The 16,941-nt window shown below is 61.9% G+C and carries 15 protein-coding genes; 13 read left to right on the forward strand and 2 right to left on the reverse strand.

Annotated elements, in window-relative coordinates; all coding sequences use genetic code 11:
- Positions 1–31 precede the first annotated feature (31 nt).
- Complete coding sequence (gene polA, locus ASD83_RS17115) at positions 32–2,953, reverse strand: DNA polymerase I (protein ID WP_056313153.1); 2,922 nt, start codon at positions 2,951–2,953, stop codon at positions 32–34.
- A gap of 147 nt (positions 2,954–3,100) precedes the next feature.
- Here polA and cfa point away from each other — a divergent pair, with 147 nt between their 5' ends.
- The 7 genes from cfa (at position 3,101) to ASD83_RS17150 (ending at position 8,836) form a co-directional block, all read left to right on the forward strand.
- On the forward strand, positions 3,101–4,219 hold the full coding sequence (cfa, locus tag ASD83_RS17120; RefSeq protein ID WP_056313155.1) for a cyclopropane fatty acyl phospholipid synthase: 1,119 nt from the start codon (positions 3,101–3,103) through the stop codon (positions 4,217–4,219).
- Positions 4,220–4,320: 101 nt separating this feature from the next.
- Positions 4,321–4,890 (forward strand): TetR/AcrR family transcriptional regulator, encoded by a 570-nt coding sequence (locus tag ASD83_RS17125; protein ID WP_056313157.1) that lies wholly within the window; start codon positions 4,321–4,323, stop codon positions 4,888–4,890.
- Positions 4,887–6,044 (forward strand): GDSL-type esterase/lipase family protein, encoded by a 1,158-nt coding sequence (locus tag ASD83_RS17130; RefSeq protein WP_056313159.1) that lies wholly within the window; start codon positions 4,887–4,889, stop codon positions 6,042–6,044. Before ASD83_RS17125 ends, ASD83_RS17130 begins: the two co-directional genes overlap by 4 nt.
- A 187-nt stretch (positions 6,045–6,231) precedes the next feature.
- On the forward strand, positions 6,232–6,576 hold the full coding sequence (locus tag ASD83_RS17135) for a phosphopantetheine-binding protein (RefSeq protein ID WP_056313161.1): 345 nt from the start codon (positions 6,232–6,234) through the stop codon (positions 6,574–6,576).
- Positions 6,573–7,775: a beta-ketoacyl-[acyl-carrier-protein] synthase family protein gene (locus tag ASD83_RS17140; RefSeq protein WP_244489218.1), complete on the forward strand. Its 1,203-nt coding sequence runs from the start codon at positions 6,573–6,575 to the stop codon at positions 7,773–7,775. The genes ASD83_RS17135 and ASD83_RS17140 overlap by 4 nt, the downstream gene beginning before the upstream one ends.
- A gap of 158 nt (positions 7,776–7,933) precedes the next feature.
- Complete coding sequence (locus tag ASD83_RS17145; protein ID WP_056313165.1) at positions 7,934–8,200, forward strand: hypothetical protein; 267 nt, start codon at positions 7,934–7,936, stop codon at positions 8,198–8,200.
- 21 nt (positions 8,201–8,221) lie between these two features.
- Entirely contained in the window at positions 8,222–8,836 is a 615-nt protein-coding gene (locus ASD83_RS17150; RefSeq protein ID WP_056313167.1) for a plasmid pRiA4b ORF-3 family protein, read from the forward strand.
- A gap of 74 nt (positions 8,837–8,910) precedes the next feature.
- Here ASD83_RS17150 and ASD83_RS17155 read toward each other — a convergent pair whose 3' ends face one another.
- Positions 8,911–9,483, reverse strand: a complete 573-nt coding sequence (locus ASD83_RS17155) for a GcrA family cell cycle regulator (RefSeq protein WP_056313168.1) — start codon at positions 9,481–9,483, stop codon at positions 8,911–8,913.
- A 366-nt stretch (positions 9,484–9,849) separates the two neighbouring features.
- On the opposite strand from ASD83_RS17155, the gene ASD83_RS17160 reads away from it, so the two are divergent.
- From ASD83_RS17160 to ASD83_RS17185, 6 genes are all read left to right on the forward strand, one after another.
- Positions 9,850–11,049 (forward strand): aspartate aminotransferase family protein, encoded by a 1,200-nt coding sequence (locus ASD83_RS17160; RefSeq protein WP_056313170.1) that lies wholly within the window; start codon positions 9,850–9,852, stop codon positions 11,047–11,049.
- A 129-nt stretch (positions 11,050–11,178) separates the two neighbouring features.
- Positions 11,179–12,111, forward strand: coding sequence for an ornithine carbamoyltransferase (gene argF / locus ASD83_RS17165; RefSeq protein ID WP_056313172.1), 933 nt, complete (start codon positions 11,179–11,181; stop codon positions 12,109–12,111).
- Between the two features lie 170 nt (positions 12,112–12,281).
- Complete coding sequence (locus ASD83_RS17170; RefSeq protein WP_082561318.1) at positions 12,282–13,274, forward strand: Hsp33 family molecular chaperone; 993 nt, start codon at positions 12,282–12,284, stop codon at positions 13,272–13,274.
- 117 nt (positions 13,275–13,391) lie between these two features.
- Positions 13,392–14,108 (forward strand): autoinducer binding domain-containing protein, encoded by a 717-nt coding sequence (locus tag ASD83_RS17175; RefSeq protein ID WP_056313173.1) that lies wholly within the window; start codon positions 13,392–13,394, stop codon positions 14,106–14,108.
- A 249-nt stretch (positions 14,109–14,357) separates the two neighbouring features.
- Positions 14,358–15,074 carry an acyl-homoserine-lactone synthase gene (locus ASD83_RS17180; protein WP_156386025.1) on the forward strand — a complete coding sequence of 239 codons (717 nt, stop codon included), beginning with the start codon at positions 14,358–14,360 and terminating at the stop codon, positions 15,072–15,074.
- A 10-nt stretch (positions 15,075–15,084) separates the two neighbouring features.
- Positions 15,085–16,905: a glycosyltransferase family 2 protein gene (locus tag ASD83_RS17185; RefSeq protein WP_056313177.1), complete on the forward strand. Its 1,821-nt coding sequence runs from the start codon at positions 15,085–15,087 to the stop codon at positions 16,903–16,905.
- The last annotated feature ends 36 nt before the right edge of the window (positions 16,906–16,941 follow it).

Here is a 16,941-nt window from a genome sequence, read left to right on the forward strand (position 1 = left end):
TTCCATGCGCAGCGGGAGGGTGGCACGCTGGTCAATGCGCCTCATCCCAATTCTTCGCCGCATGCGCGTCCACCTGGATCGGCACTGACAACCGCACCGCCGGCTCCGCCGCGCTTTCCATCACCTTCTTAATGACCGGGATGGCCACCTCTTCCGTCCCCTCCGGCACCTCAAAGATCAGTTCGTCATGCACTTGCAGCAGCATGTCGGCGTCGATTTTGGCGCGTTTCAGCTCCGGTTCCATGCGGATCATGGCTCTTCGGATGATGTCGGCAGCAGAACCCTGGATGGGGGCGTTTATGCTGGCGCGTTCGACAAAGCTGCGTTCCGAGGGATTGCCGGAATTGGCATTGGGGAACTGGATTTTGCGGCCGAAAATGGTGGTGACGTAGCCGTCGGCTTTCACCTTTACTTTTTGGGCGTCCATATAGTCGCGAATGCCCGGAAAGCGTTCGAAGTAGGTCTTGATATAGTCGCCGGCTTCGCCGCGGGGGATGCCGAGCTGGTTGGCGAGGCCGAAGGCGGAAATGCCGTAGATGATGCCGAAGTTGATGGCCTTGGCTCTGCGGCGCACGTCGCTCGGCATGCCTTCCACCGGCACGTTGAACATTTCCGAGGCGGTCATGGCGTGAATGTCGAGGCCTTCCTCGAAGGCGTCCTTGAGCGCCTGAATGTCGGCAATATGGGCGAGGACGCGCAGCTCGATCTGGGAATAGTCGGCGGAAATGAGGGTTTTGCCGGGCGCGGCGATGAAGGCGGTGCGGATCTTGCGGCCATCGGCGGTGCGAACCGGAATGTTCTGGAGGTTCGGATCGTTGGAGGAGAGGCGGCCGGTCAGCACCGAGGCCTGCGAATAGGACGTGTGCACGCGGCCGGTGCGCTGGTTCATATAGGTGGGGAGGGCGTCGGTATAGGTACCCTTCAATTTGGTCAGCTGGCGCCAGTCGACGATGGTGCGGGCAAGCGGAATGCCTTTGAGGGCGAGGTCTTCGAGCACATCGGCGCCGGTGGCCCAGGCGCCGGTCTTGGTTTTGCTGCCGCCCTCGATGCCCATCTTGTCAAAGAGGATTTCGCCGAGCTGCTTTGGCGAGCCGAGATTAAAACTCTGGCCGGCCAGTTCATAGGCTTCCGCCTCGAAGGCGGCGGCGCGCTGGGAGAAATCGCCCGAGAGACGGGCGAGGATTTGCCGATCGACGGTAATGCCGCGGGCTTCCATGCGGGCGAGCACCGGAGCGAGGGGGCGTTCGAGGGTTTCGTAGAGGGTCGTGGCGTTTTCTGCCGCCAGACGCGGTTTTAGGACGTGCCAGAGCCTGAGGGTAATGTCGGCATCCTCGGCGGCGTAGCGGGCGGCGGCGGGGATTTCGAGCTGGTCGAAGGTTTTTTGGCCTTTGCCGGTACCGGCGAGCTCGGAAAAGGTGATGCACTTGTGGTTGAGCCAATGGTCGGCGAGCACGTCCATGCCATTGTAGCGCGGGCCATCGAGCGCATAGGAAATCAGCATGGTGTCATCTATCGGCGCCATGGAGAGGCCGTAGCGCCAGAAAATCTCCATGTCGTATTTGACGTTCTGGCCGATTTTGAGGATCGAGGGCGCCTCGATGACCGGCTTCAGGGCGTCGAGCACGTCGCGAATGGGCAATTGGCCTTCGACCAGGCCGCCGCCGGAGAGGAGATCGCCGGCTAGGGCGTGGCCGACGGGAATATAGCAACCTTCGCCGATTTTCGTGGAAAGGCAGATGCCGACGAGATCGGCCACCTGCGGATCAAGGCCGGTGGTTTCGGTGTCGATGGAGACGAGACCGGTATCCCAGATTTTGGCGACCCAGGCGGCGAGGCGCTCGGGCGAATTGACGATTTCATAGTCGTCGTAATTGACCGGAATGGCTTTGACGCGCGCATGTTCTTCGGCGGCAAAGCGGGCGGGGCCGGTGCCGGGGACGACATTGGCGGCGAGTTTTGCCTTGGCGACCGAGAGCGAGGTGGATTTTTGTGGGGCACCGGGGACTGGGGTGTCGCCGCCGGCTTTCAGCTCGGGATCGGCTTCGAAATCATCCGGATTGGCGTCGAGCAGCCCCGCCATGCGCTTGGTGATGGTGGCGAATTCCATTGCCTTGAGGAATGGAAAAAGGGCGGAAGGCGCCATGGGCTGGCGGATGAGGCCATCGAGGTCGATTTCGACGGGCACCTTTTGTTCGAGCGTCACCAGCTTTTTGGAAATGCGGGCGAGATCGGCATTGGCGATCAGCTTTTCGCGGCGGGCGTTCTGCTTGATCTCGGTGGCGCGTTCGAGGAGGGTTTCGAGATTGCCATAGGTATTGATCAGTTCGGCGGCGGTTTTGACGCCGATGCCCGGCACGCCCGGGACGTTGTCCACGCTATCGCCGCAGAGCGCCTGCACGTCGATGACCTTGTCGGGGGTGACGCCGAATTTGGTGAAAACCTCGTCGGGGCCGATCCACCTGAGGGGCGGCTGGCCGGGGCGGGGGATGGTGTCGAGGAGGCGAATGGAGCCGTCGGGCTCGACAAGCTGCATCAGGTCCTTGTCGGACGAGGCAATGGTTACCTTGAAGCCGGCGGCGCGGGCCATGCAGGCATAGGTCGCCATGATATCGTCGGCCTCCCAGCCTTCCATTTCGATGGAAGGAATGGAAAAGGCGCGGGTGGCCGAGCGGGTCAGCGGGAATTGCGGGACCAGTTCTTCGGGCGCCGGCGGGCGCTGGGCTTTATAGTCGGGATAGAGATCGTCGCGAAAGGTTTTGCCCTTGGCGTCGAAAATGACGGCCATATGGGTGGGCCGCTCGTCGCCCTCCATGTCCTGCGTCAGCTTGAACAGCATATTGCAGAACCCCTGCACGCAGCCGACCGGCAGGCCATCGGACTTGCGGCTAAGCGGGGGCAAGGCGTGGAAAGCGCGGAAAATATAGCCCGAGCCGTCGACGAGCAGCAGATGCATGAGACGATTCCCTTTCAGTCCGGTCGGGACTTTAAAGGGTTGGGAACAAAGAGGGTACCCGGATTTTGCGTGGGTTGTGTTGGGGCTTGATCGTTAATCAACGATAGAGATAACCTTATCCTACTGCCGACCCGTTCTGGTGTTGCCATGTCCCGTTCTGCCAAGCACTTCATCACCGGCCGGCTCAATGCCATCGGTATCGAAATCAACGGCCCCGAGCCGTGGGCGCCGCAGGTTCACAATGAGCGTCTATGGGCGCGGCTCCTGCGCGATGGCACGCTGGGACTGGGCGAAAGCTACATGGATGGCTGGTGGGATGCGGAGGCGCTCGACGCATTTCTCTTCCGTCTCGTCAGCGGCAATGTCCAGGATGCTTTCCCCAGGGATCTCGCCGTCATGTGGAGCCTGGCCAAGGGGCGCCTGCTCAATCTCCAGCGGCTGCGGATAACCGAGGTGGGGGAAAAGCACTATGACATCGGCAACGATCTTTATGCCGCCATGCTCGACAGCCGCATGATCTATTCCTGCGGCTATTGGCAGGGCGCGACCGATCTCGAAGCCGCCCAGGAGGCCAAGCTCGACCTCATCTGCCGAAAACTCGGTCTCGCGCCCGGCATGCATATTCTCGATATCGGCTCGGGCTGGGGCGGGCTCCTCAAATTCGCGGCCGAGCGATATGGGGTTTCCGGGCTCGGCGTCACGGTCAGCAAGGAACAGGCAGCGCTCGCGAACGAGCGGGCGAGGGGGCTGCCGATCGAAACCAGATTGCTCGATTATCAGGCGCTCGACGGGCAGTTCGACCGGATCGTCTCGGTCGGCATGTTCGAGCATGTGGGCTACAAGAACTATCGCGCCTATTTCGACAAGGCCTCTCGTCTGCTCAAGCCCGATGGGCTCTTCCTGCTCCACACCATCGGCGGCAATCATTCGACGGCCCATGGCGACCCGTGGAGCGAAAAATACATTTTCCCCAATGGCATGCTGCCCTCGATTGCTCAGATCGGCAGGGCCCTGGAAGGCTATTTCGTCATGGAGGACTGGCACAATTTCGGCGCCGATTATGACCGGACGCTGCTGGCCTGGCGCGACAATTTCGATGCCGCCTGGCCGGCGCTGAAGGGCGGGAAATACGACGAGCGATTCCGGCGGATGTGGCGCTACTACCTGTCGAGTTTTGCCGCCATGTTCCGGGCCCGCCAGATCAACCTCTGGCAACTGGTGCTCTCGCCCGGCGGTGTCACCGGCGGGTATCGCAGCATGCGCTGACGTTTTTCTCGCCAGTTGGGACGTGAGCGCAGGCAGAGGCTTGCCATCTCATAAAAACTAATGGTATTAGGTAAAAAACTAATATCATTAGGATATAGCGTATGCCACGGGCGGGACTGTCGCGGGAAAAGCTCATTGAGGCAGGTGCTGTCCTCGCCGATAGCGAGGGATTTGCCGCCCTCACACTGGCGGCGCTCGCCCGGCAGTTCGGCGTAAAGCTCGCAAGTCTTTATGCGCATGTGCGCAATTCCGATGATCTCAAGGCCGGCGTGGCCTTGCGGGCGCTCGATGCATTGGCCGACGAGGCCGATGAGGCCGTGGCCGGGCGCGCGGGCAAAGAAGCCGTGGTGGCCCTTGCCGAGGTGCATCGGCGTTTTGCCGGCGACCATCCGGGATTGTTCGAGGCGGCGCGGTTTCCGCTGTCCCCTGAACAGGCTGCGGGCAGCGGTGGGGTGCGACTGGCACGAACCATGCTGGCGGCGCTGCGGGACTATGGCCTGAGCGAGGCCGATCAGGTGCATGCGGTGCGGCTGCTCGGTTCTTTCTTTCTTGGCTTTTCGCTGCTGGAGCGGGGCGGCAGTTTTAGCCATAGCCAGCCTGAGCCCGATCTTTCATGGCAATGCGGGCTCGATGCGCTCGACCTGACGCTCAAAAGCTGGATGAAAAAATGAAGAATTTTCCCATTACCGAGAGCCTGGTCTTTGGCGCGCAGGCGCTGGAACGGACCGAAACCGGCCTGCAACCGCATCGCCTGCCCGCGAGCGCGCGGCGGCAGAACGAAGATGCCGGTTTCTCCATGGCCGAGCGTCAACCCTCGGGCGTGCGCCTAAAATTCCGGACGGCGGCAAGCGCGATTGAACTCGACGTGTTGCCGACCAAGCGGGTCTATACCGGCATGCCCGAGCGTCCCGATGGCGTTTATGATCTCGTGGTCGATGGCGCATTGATGCAGCAAAAGAGCGCCCTCGGGGGACGGATCATGCGCATCGGCATGGCGCCGCCATCCATGGTGCTGGAGCCGGGCGCGGTGCAGGTGCTGCGCTTCGAAAACCTGCCGGCAGGCGAAAAGCTCGTCGAAATCTGGCTGCCGCACGATGAGATGACCGAACTGGTGGCGCTGCGGGCGGATGCCGATCTCCTGCCCGTCCCGGCGCGAAAAATCTGGCTCCATCATGGCAGTTCCATCAGCCAGGGGTCCAATGCCACATCGCCGACCGGCATCTGGCCGGCTGTGGCGGCGGCGCTGGGCGAGGTCGACCTGATAAACATGGGTTTTGGCGGCAATGCCTTGCTCGATCCCTTTACGGCACGGGCGATGCGGGACACCAAAGCCGACCTGGTCAGCGTCAAGATGGGCATCAATCTCGTCAATCTCGACCTGATGCGCCTCCGCGCCTTCGGGCCGGCACTGCACGGCTTTCTCGATACGATCCGCGAGGGGCATCCCAAAACCCCGTTGCTGGTGGTCTCGCCGATCTATTGCCCGATCCACGAAACGACGCCTGGGCCGGGCCAGTTCGATTTCGCGGCGCTGGCCGAAGGCCGGCTGCTGTTCCGCGCCGAGGGCAATCCGGAAGAGGCAGCCAAAGGCAAGCTCACGCTCGTGGCCATCCGCCGGAAAATGGAAGAGATCGTGGCGCAAAGGGCCGCCAGCGACCCCAACATCCACTATCTCGACGGCCTCGCGCTCTATGGCGAAGCCGACAATGCGCGTCTGGCCTTGCCCGATGCGCTCCATCCCGATGGCGCCATTCATGCGCTTATGGGGCAGCGGTTCGCGCAGGCGGCGTTTTCCGGCGTCTTTTCCGAAATCGGGCGGGGCTGACACCTTCGTGACGCGCCGGGCCGAGTTCTGCTTGCCGTAACCTCAGCACCAGCCTATTGACCGTGTGGACGCACCCGGCGACAGTATCTTGATCGAGGCGCTCGTCGCCGCCCATATATATGCCTGAGGCCTTGGCATTTGCTGTTCCCACATCTGGGGCTGAGCCGGATCTATTTGAGGAGCTATCATGAGCGAAACGGTTACCCCCGCTTCTACCCCCCGCGCCCTGCCGTCGGACGACGTGCTGCGCGAAGAAATCATTCAGCTGATCATGACCGAGCGCAATGTCGAACGCGACAAGCTGGTTCCCGAAGCCAGTTTCCGCTCGCTGGGCTTTGAATCGCTCGATGTGGTGATGCTGCTCATGGGCGTCGAGGAAAAGTACGGCGTCTATCTGCCGATCGACGGCGAACTGAGCACGGTCAACACCCTCTCCGAACTGCTCGACCTGCTCGTGGCCCGCATCAAGACCGCCGAGCCGGCCTCTGCCGCCACGGCACCCAAGGCTGCCACCGGAGGCGCTGCACAGTGAGCGTACAGGTCGCCATTACCGGCATGGGCTGTGTGACGGCCGCAGGTCTGGGCGTCGATGCGCTCTGGCAGGCGGCGCGCGATGGCGACCCCAAGGTTTCCCGGCTCGACGGCGACGAGTTCGCCCGCAGCCACGTCAAGATCGCGGCGCGTGCGCCCTTTGACATGGCCGATCACTTCACGCCCAATCAGGCGCGCACGCTGGACCGGTTTTCAGCGCTCGCTATCGTGGCGGCTGGCGAAGCCATCGCGGCGGCCAAAGCCGAACCGCGCGAATGGGGCGACCGGGTGGCGCTGATCATCGGCACCGGCATTGGCGGCATTGAGACCACGGCTTCGATGTATGGCTCGTTCACATCCGGAACGCGCGGCGATCCGATGGCGATCCCAAAGATCATGCCCAATGCGGCCGCCTGCCAGGTCGCCATGACCTATGGCATTACCGGCACGCTGCTGGCGACGGCGGGCGCTTGCTCGTCTTCGGCTCAGGCGATCGGCCTGGGGCTGCAATTGATCCGGGCCGGTATTGTTGACCGCGCCATTGTGGGCGGGTCCGAAGCCATGGTCATTCCATCGTCCATGCTCGCCTGGGAAATGCTGCGCGTGCTGACGCCAACGGCGCAGCGCCCGTTCTCCAAGGGCCGTGATGGCATGATGATGGGCGAAGGCGCCGGCGTCATGGTGCTGGAACGTCTTGATCTTGCCCAGGAGCGCGGCGCGCCGATCGTGGGCATGCTGCGCGGCTATGGTACGACGAGCGATGCCAAGGACCTGTTGCGCGCCGATCCGGTGCGCTCATCCGCGGCGATCAGCCGGGCTCTGGCCGATGCCGAAGTCGCCCCGTCCGACATCGCCTATTGCAATGCGCATGGCACGGGCACCATCGCCAACGACTCGGCCGAGGCCGAAGCACTGTCGCTGGTCTTCGGCGAACACCTTCCCAAGCTTGCAGTGTCGTCCACCAAGCCGATCCATGGTCACCTGATCGGCGCTGCGGGCGCGGTGGAAGCCATCGTGACCGTCAAGGCGCTGAACGAGGGCATCGCCCCCCCGACGATTAATTTCCTCGAGCCCGATCCGGCCATGCATCCGATCAACTGCGTGCCCAACACGGCCCAGCCGATCTCGGGCAAGATCGGCATCAGCAATTCGTTTGCTTTTGGCGGCATCAATTGCTCGCTGGTGCTGTCGGCCGTCTAAGGCCAGGCGCAGGATGACAAACTGCAATGGGCGCCCTCGTGGCGCCCATTGTTTTTCCGGGGAACCCGGACCGCGCAAAATTGTAACGAAATTGGCCGGCAACCACCCCGGACCCCTGCACGTTTGGCATTCATCTCGATGCTGTTGTGGAGCGGGACGTGGCAATCTTTGGCAAAAGGGCGGAGCGGATCGGCTGGTGGCAACTGACGCTGCCCGAACACATTGTCATGCTCTCCATGACAGTCGAGCCGCAAGCCGAGGTCGAATGGCTGATCCAGCGGACGCTCTGTTTCCACCGCCTGGCCGAAATCACGCCCAGAGGCTTGAAACTTACCCATCTCGGACGCCGCATCATTGCTGAACGGCACGGCCTGCCGGTGGTGGTTGGCCGCGACGGAAACCAAAACATGCTTGACCGGTGCTAAACCGGCGGTTCAGATTGGCTTATGCCCGATCCAAAGGCCCTGCAAGTCACCATTTCGCTCGATGATGTGAAGCCCAGAGTCTGGCGCCGGTTGCTCGTGCCGCTCGATTGGGACCTTGAAAAGCTGCACCTTGCCATTCAGGCGGCTTTCAACTGGTGCAATTCCCATCTCAGTCAATTCGAGATTGACGACGTTGTCTACGGCGACAGGGCGCTGCTCGACGATGACGGGTTCGAAGATGAGGGTGAAGAGGGGATCGTCGAATATATCGGCTTTCCCGTCGCGAACCTGCTCGAAAAAGGTCCGTTCTACTATCGCTACGATTTCGGCGACGATTGGCAGCACTCGGTGACCATCGACAAGCTGGTGACGTTGGACGCTCCGCCCGAACATGCCGTCTGTGTCGCCGGGGCGCAGGCAAGGCCGCCTGAGGATGTTGGTGGCGCGCTTGGCTACGAGGCGTTCCTCGAAGTCATGGCCGATCCCAAGCATGAGGACTATGCCCACCTCAAGCGTTGGAGCGGCGGGAATTTCGATCCGAAATGGTTCGATATCGATCGGATCAATCTCGACCTGAGCCACGCGCTTGAGCCGGACGTGAAGCGTCCCCGCCATCAGCCGCGGCGCAAGGTTTAGACGCGTGGTGATAGAGCACAAACAAAAAGGGCGCCTCGCGGGCGCCCTTTGTTTTTTTGTGAAGCTGCCGGAAATCAGCGCTTCTTCTTGTCCAGCTGGTGATAGGCCCGGCGCGAGTGGAAATCGCAATAGGGACCGGTTTCGAGGCTATGCTGGCCGCAGAAATAAAAATCTTTGCTGAGCGGGTCGCCGATCGGCCACTTGCAGGTGTGCTCGTTGAGCTGCAGCAGCGACAGGCGCTTGTCTTCTGGAATGAACAGCTCCTGGCTCGCCGGAGCGACATAAAGCTCGGCGTCCATCTGCGGCGACATGGCAAGGGCGGTCGCGCCCATGACCTGCGGGCGCGGCATCACCGAAGGACGCGGCTTGGCAGCCGCTGCCATGGTGCTGGCACCGGCAGAAATGCTGGGACCCGAAGGACGGCGCGGCGCCTGGCGCGGGGCCGGGCGGGCACGTGGGGTCGTATTGGTGGGCTTGGCGCGGGCGGACAGTTTCAGGCGGTGCACCTTGCCGATGACGGCATTTCGGGTGACGCCTTCGCCCAATTCGCCGGCGATCTGGCTGGCGCTCAAGCCTTCCATCCAAAGCTTCTTGAGAAGCTCGACACGCTCGTCGGTCCAACCGTTGGGTTGCGCTCCGGAAACCATCGTCAAGTTAGAATCCTTTTCTATGCCGCCAAAGTGGCCTGGCAGCCTTTTTCGACTCTACAGCTCGTATGCTGAGTGGGCCCGCCACACGATATCTCGTGTTCCCCAACGAGTTAGACATTACGCTATGGCAGGAATCAGGATCAAGAGTCGGGGGCATTTTCCCCCCAAAAATCAGTGGTTAATTTTGCGCTAACAATCATTGAGTCAAATCAGGCACTTGGGCCCGAGAGCGTTGACTTAGCGGGTAAAAACCGCCTATTTCTTCGCACCAAACGCGCTGCCCCTGAGCAGCGTTTTTGATTTGTGTGGCAGGTTTGCCACGCTTTCTCGTCCAACCTCCCGAACCTGAAAGGGAAGATATCCATGTCTGCGCTCTATGCCACCTACGCCCGTTCCGAAGTTTCGTTCGAGCGCGGCGAAGGCATGCGCCTTTTCGACCAGCATGGACGAGAATATCTCGACTTTCATTCGGGCGTGGCGGTCAATGCCCTGGGCCATGGCGACGCGCATCTCGTGAGCGCGCTGAAGGCGGCCGCCGACAAGGTCTGGCACACCGCCAACACCTTCACCATTCCCGAGCAGGAACGGCTCGGCCAGCGGCTGGTTGACGCCACCTTTGCCGACGCGGTCTTCTTTACCAATTCGGGCGCTGAAGCCATTGAATGCGCCATCAAGACGGCGCGGCATTATTTCTGGGCCAAGGGCCAGCCCGAACGCTTCGAAGTCATCGCCTTTTCCGGCTCCTTCCATGGCCGCACGCTCGGCACGATCGCGGCCGGCGGCAATCCCGACTATCTCGAAGGCTTTGGGCCTCCGGCGCCCGGCTTCAAGCATGCCAAGCCCGGCGATCTGGAATCGGTGAAAGCGCTGATCACGCCGCAAACCTGTGCCATCCTGATCGAACCCGTGCAGGGCGAGGGCGGGGTGACCGCCATGACCAGTGAATTCATGCAGGGTCTGCGCAAGCTTTGCGACGACAATGACATGCTGCTCATTCTCGACGAAGTGCAGTGCGGCTTTGGCCGGACCGGGCGCTTCTTTGCCTTTGAATGGAGCGGCATCACCCCCGACATCGTGGCCGTGGCCAAGGCTATCGGCGGCGGCTTCCCGCTTGGCGCCTGCCTTGCCAAGGGCGATGTGGCAGCTTCCATGGTGCCCGGCACGCATGGCTCCACCTATGGCGGCAATCCCTTGGCGACGGCCGTGGGCAATGCCGTGCTCGACCGCGTGCTGGCGCCCGGTTTCATCGACAATGTCAACGTCATGGGCCAGCGTCTCGCCTGGCACCTGCAGCAATTGGCGCAAAAATATCCCGACTATGTGCTGGAGCTGCGCGGCAAGGGCCTGCTTGCTGGCATCAAGCTCTCGACCCCGGTGCGCGATATGGTGACGCGTCTGCGCGACGACCATCAGTTCCTCTGCATCGGTGCGGGCGACAATGTGCTGCGTCTTTTGCCGCCGCTGATCGTTTCCGAGGCCGATATCGAACTGGCCATGGCAAAGATCTCAGCGGCCTTCGACGCCATCGAGGCGGAAGCGGCTGCCGCGCCCGCTGCGAGCTGAGCACCATGTTGACGTTTTATCATTTTGGACGGCGGCGACGCGGTTTGTTTCCTCCGCCTGATTAGCGGAGCGTCGATAACCGCGGCTGCGGCCGCCCCTCTTTATATGCGTCATGAAAGCACCCGGCCCATGAAGACGACCGGTACTCCGAACCATTTTCTCTCGATCGACGATTTTTCCTATGCCGAACTGCGCGGCATGCTCAACCAGGCTAACGCGCTGAAAGCCCGCCTTAGGGATGGCGACCGGCCACAGCTCCTCAAGGACAAGGTGCTGGCCATGATCTTTGAGCGCCAGTCCACCCGCACCCGCGTCTCCTTTGATGTCGGCATGCGCCAGCTCGGCGGCGAGACCATCATGCTCTCGGGCCAGGAAATGCAGCTTTCGCGCGAGGAAACCCTCTCCGATACCGCCAAGGTCTTGAGCCGCTATGTCGATGCGATCATGATCCGCATCCTTTCCCATGCCGATCTGCTCGAACTTTCGGAAGCGGCCACCGTGCCGGTGATCAATGGCCTGACGCGCCGCGCGCATCCGTGCCAGATCATGGCCGATCTCATGACTTTCGAAGAGCATCGCGGGCCGATCAAGGGCGCGAAGGTCGCCTGGGTCGGGGACAGCAATAATGTGCTGCACTCCTGGGTGAACGCGGCCGAGCTTTTCGAATGCGAGCTGACCATTGCGGTTCCGGACGAATATAGCCCGGAAAAGGACCTGATGCTCGACATCAACCGGGCCGGCAAATATGTGAAGCTGATCGAAGATCCGCGCGAAGCCGTGGCCGGGGCTGATCTCGTCATCACCGATACTTGGGTCTCGATGGGTGATGTGGACGTGGCCGAGCGCCGCCGGGTCTTGAAACCCTATCAGGTGAACACCAATTTGATGGCCTTGGCGGACAAGAACGCCTTGTTCATGCACGACCTGCCAGCCCATCGCGGCGACGAGGTGACCGACGAGGTCATCGACGGGCCGCAATCGGTCGTGTGGGACGAGGCCGAAAACCGCCTGCACGCCCAGAAAGCCATTTTGTGCTGGGCCTTCGGGGTCGAAACGAACTAGGCGCTTTTTTTCGCGCCGCCGTTCCTTTTCTGCATCGTGTCATCCCCGCGTAAGCGGGGATTTCCGCTTTGGCGGACATGGTGGCGTTGCAGGATTGGAGAGTGGCGCGTTTCGCTCCCGGGGCGTAGCCTCACCTGAAAGCCTGACCGATGACCACGGAACCGACGACCATGACCGATAGCTTCCTTTCCGCCATGGGCCTTGATCGCCCCGAAACCGGCGATGATGCCGTGGTGCCCTTCACGCTCGAAAAGCTCGATACCCGCGGCCGCATCCTGCATCTGGGCCCTTCGCTCGACGCTATCCTGTCGCGCCACAATTATCCCGCTCCCGTCGCTCGCCTTCTCGGCGAGGCCGTGGTGCTGACCGCGCTCATCGGCTCGTCGCTCAAGTTCGAAGGCAAGCTGATCTTGCAAACCCAGACCGATGGTCCGGTCAATCTGATCGTCGTCGATTTCGACGCGCCCGACGGCATGCGCGGCTATGCCCGCTTTGACCATGACATGGTGCTGAAAGCAGCCGAGGAAGGCCGCACCAGCCCCGCCGAAATGCTCGGCAAGGGGCATCTGGCCATGACCATCGATCAGGGGGCCCATACCGAGCGCTATCAGGGCATCGTCGCGCTCGATGGGCATAATCTTGAAGAGGTTGCCCATACCTATTTCATGCAGTCCGAACAGATCCCGACCCAGCTGCGGCTCGCCGTGGCGCAGATGTCGGTCAAGGGCGATCACCGGCCGCGTTGGCGCGCCGGCGGCATGCTGATCCAGCATCTGCCCGAAGGCGGCCAGGCGCGCATGGCCGATCTCCCGGGCGACGGCAATTTCGACAATCCGGACCACGACTTTCAGGAAGCCGACGGCTGGTCCGAAGCCCGCTCCATGCTGGCAACGGTCGCGGACGTTGAACTGGCCGATCCCGAGGTTTCGCCCGAACGGCTGCTGTTCCGGCTCTACCACGAAACCGGCGTGCGGGTTTTCCCGCCCATGCCGCTTGAAGAGCGCTGCACCTGTTCGGCCGACCGGATCGAAGAAATGCTCGCCAATAACTTCACTGATGAAGAGCGCGGCGATATGGCCGTCAACGGCGAGATCGAAGTGGTCTGCGAGTTTTGCTCGTCGGCCTATCGGTTTAACCCGCATCAGTTTCAAGTGAAGCACTAAACCTTTCAGGCGCCAAGAATATATTTGCCATCTATTCTTCGGCGCCTGACTTGAATTTTTTTCGAGCCTCGGCAAAATTGCTCTCATAGGGTCAGCACGGGGGAGAGCTGCATCCAAATGAATGCCGATTTGATGTTGACCATCGAAGCGCTGCAGAACGAGGAAAGCCAGGGTGGCGTTCATGCGGTGGTGCTCGACGCCATCCGTCACTATGGCTTTGAACGGTTCATCATTTCCGGCCTGCCCGATCGCGGCATGGACGTGCGGCCCTTCGTGCTGCTCTCGGGCTGGGATGACGAATGGTACCAGCGCTATACCGATCTTGGTTATGTTCACCTCGATCCGGTGGCGCGCAACTGCTTTGCCACCACCTTGCCTTTCGACTGGTCAGCCGCGCCCTATGATCGGGCCGAAGATATCGCCGCGCGGCGCGTCATGAACGAAGCGCATGATTTCGGCATGGATGAGGGCCTTTGCGTCCCGGTTCATCTCGAAGGCGGCATGCAGGGCGTCGTCTCGCTCGTCGGGCGGACCGATTGGCTCGATGAAAAGCAGCGCCTCGAATTGCATATGCTGGCGCTCTATGCCCATGGCCGGCTGCGCTTCCTCAATACCCTCAACAAGCCGCCCGTCCGGCGCTTGATAACACCGCGCGAAGCCGAAGTGCTCAAATGGGTCGCGGCGGGAAAGACTGCCTCGGAGATTGCCGATATCACCGGCATGTCCCCGCGCACGGTCAATCAGCATTGCGAAAATGCCCAGCGGCGCCTCGGCACCAATAATCGCCTCCACACCGTCGTCGAAGCGCTGCGCCAGAACCTCATCGTGCTTTAGGGTGTGTGGGGCTTCAGGTGATATCTGGCTGCAAACGGCACCTTTCCGCGCTTCCGGTCCTCACGTACCCAAACGTACGCTCCGGTCCGGGTCTCGAAAGGCACCGTTTTCGCTCAGACCTGACCTAAATCCCCACACACCCTAGAAAACGGGACCGGCGGTCCGCGCTTTTGGGCGTCCGGCAGCGACTCAATTTTCGAAAAAAGCCGCATATTTTCGCCGGAAACGCCCCCCTGGCTATTGGGAGATTTGCCGATTTCCAGCCATGCAGCCGGCGTGCCAAATGCTGCCCAACGATGCAGGCAGCTTGGGGGCAAGGGAATGCAAGTGCATATCATCCGCGCGCCGGTCAGCGGTGGCGCTTCTCCACTGCTCGAGGAGAATTTTCGCCTGCGTCACAGGATTTTCGTTGATCTACAGGGCTGGAGCGAATTGCGCCGGCCCGACGGGCGCGATGTCGATGATTTCGACAATGCGGATGCCACCCATATTCTTCTCACCGATGGTGATGAACTCGTTGGCGGCTCGCGTATCACCCCGCTCAACAGACCAAACTTGCTGCAGACAGTCTTTAACGGTCTTGTGCTTGGAAACCTCCCCGCCGACCCCTCGCTTGGGGCCGATTGGACGCGCTTTTATGTTCGTCCCGATCGACGCGAAGGCCGGCGGCGCGCACCCGAGTCTGCAGCCCTTTTCTGCGCGATGATGGAATATGCCCTTTCCGAGGGCTTTACCTTCATCACCTTCGTTTCCTCTCTGTCCATGGTGGAGCTCGGCACCAGTGTGGGCTGGAGGATTACCCCGCTCGGAGCACCGGTCCTGGTCGACGGCAAGGCCACTGTCGCCGCCTGGATCGAGGTTTCCGAGCAGGCCCTCTACAATGTGCGGCGGGCCACCGGGATGAGCCAAGCGCTCATCCCGGCCTCCGCGCTGCGACGAGGTTCGGTCGGGGTTGTGACGGCCTGACGGTAGCGCCATGCCGCGCGCCTCCAGACTCATGCGGGCCATTGTCGGGCCGGACGGCGGCGACGCGACGGCGAGGCGGCTGCTCGAAGAAGCGCTGCTGACCGAAATCGATCCGATCCTCCACGCCGCCTTTTCGCTCAATATCGATATCGGCACGGCGATGGAGCGGGGCGCCACGGCGTTCGGGCTGACTTTTTTCGACGTCATTCCAGCCGGCAGCAGTTCGGCGGGGCCGCTGCGGGTCGAACGTCTGGCCGATGTCCACTTCGTCCGGGCAATGACCCTTGGCGAAGAAGTCGCCTATGCCGCGCCTGATTTCAACGGGCTGATGCGGCTCGGCGCGCTCTATGATACCGATCCGGCGCTGACAAGGCGGCTCTGTATCGTGCCGGGCGCGGCCCTGCGCCAATATCTCGCCACCGAGGCGGCGCCTGATCTGCTCGTGGCGGCGCGGCAAGGGCTCGTGCGGCATTGGCCGACCGCCACGGCCAGTCTTGAGCTGACGTTGAGCGTGCGCCTCGCCTTTGGCGCGTTGGTGCTGGTCCTTGTCGCCACGCTTCTGGCTCTGCCCTATCTCGCCGCCGCCTGGGCAATGCCGGCCTGGGCCGCCGTCATGCTGCTGCCCGCGCTCATTCGGCTTGCGGCGCTTTGCATGCCCAATCACGCAACGGCGCCCGAAGCGCGGGTCGATCCACAGGACCTGCCGCTCTATTCGGTGCTGGTGCCGCTGCGCGACGAGGCGGATATGGTCGATCAGCTGTGTCGCGGCCTTCGGGCGCTCGACTATCCAGCGCATCGGCTCGATATCATTTTCGTTGTCGAACAGCGCTCGCCCCAAACCGTGGCGGCGGTGCGCCGGCATCTGGGCGATGCGCGCTTTTCGTTGGTCGAAGTGCCGCACGCGCTGCCACTGACCAAGCCCAAGGCGCTCGATTTCGCGCTGCCCTTTTGCAGGGGCGAGTTCGTCGTCGTTTTCGACGCCGAGGATCGCCCCGAGCCGGGCCAGCTCCGGCAGGTCGTCAATCAGTTTCGCCGGGCCCCGCATCTTCATTGCATTCAGGCAAGGCTGGTCATCGCCAATGGCGAGAAAGGTGCGCTCCCGGCCCTGTTTGCCGGGGAATATGCGGCGCTCTTTTCCGTCTTCCTGCCGGCCTTGGGGCGCTGGGGCATGGTGATGCCCCTCGGCGGCACCTCCAACCATTTTCGGCTCGCGAGCCTTCGCGCAACCGGTGGTTGGGACGCCTATAATGTGACCGAAGATGCCGATCTCGGGGTGCGGCTGGCGCGGCGCCGGCTCAGCTGCGGCACCAGCAGTTCGGCAACCTTGGAGGACGCCCCGGAGACGCTGCGCGTCTGGATAGGACAAAGACGGCGCTGGATGAAGGGGTGGATGCAGACCGTGCTGGTCCACAATCGTCATCCCGCCCAACTGATCCGCGATCTCGGCTGGTGGCGCTTTCTCATCTTCGAAATCATGGTTTTCGGGATGATCCTGTCGCCGCTCCTCCATACCGGCTTCATGCTTACCTGCATCTTCGCGTTCTTTACCGGGCATATGGAATTGCTGCGGCTCGATCTGTGGACGGCGAGCTGCCTCTCTGTCTTTGCCCTCGGCTATGGCATCGCCTTTGCCATCCATATTCTGGGGCTCATTCGCACCGGCCAGACGCGGCTTCTCCCTTTTCAGGCGCTGCTGCCCATCTATTGGATCGCCGTGGCCTGGGCGACGCTCTGGGCGCTCATTGATTTAACCCTAAAACCCTTTGATTGGATCAAGACGGCCCATCGCCCCGTTTCTGACACGCAGCGGCGGCAGGTTGCCGCCGAATAGCGGGTCGTGCACTCTATGGTGCAGCACGGGAGGGAA

This window comes from Devosia sp. Root685, from assembly GCF_001427875.1.
Classification (GTDB): domain Bacteria; phylum Pseudomonadota; class Alphaproteobacteria; order Rhizobiales; family Devosiaceae; genus Devosia.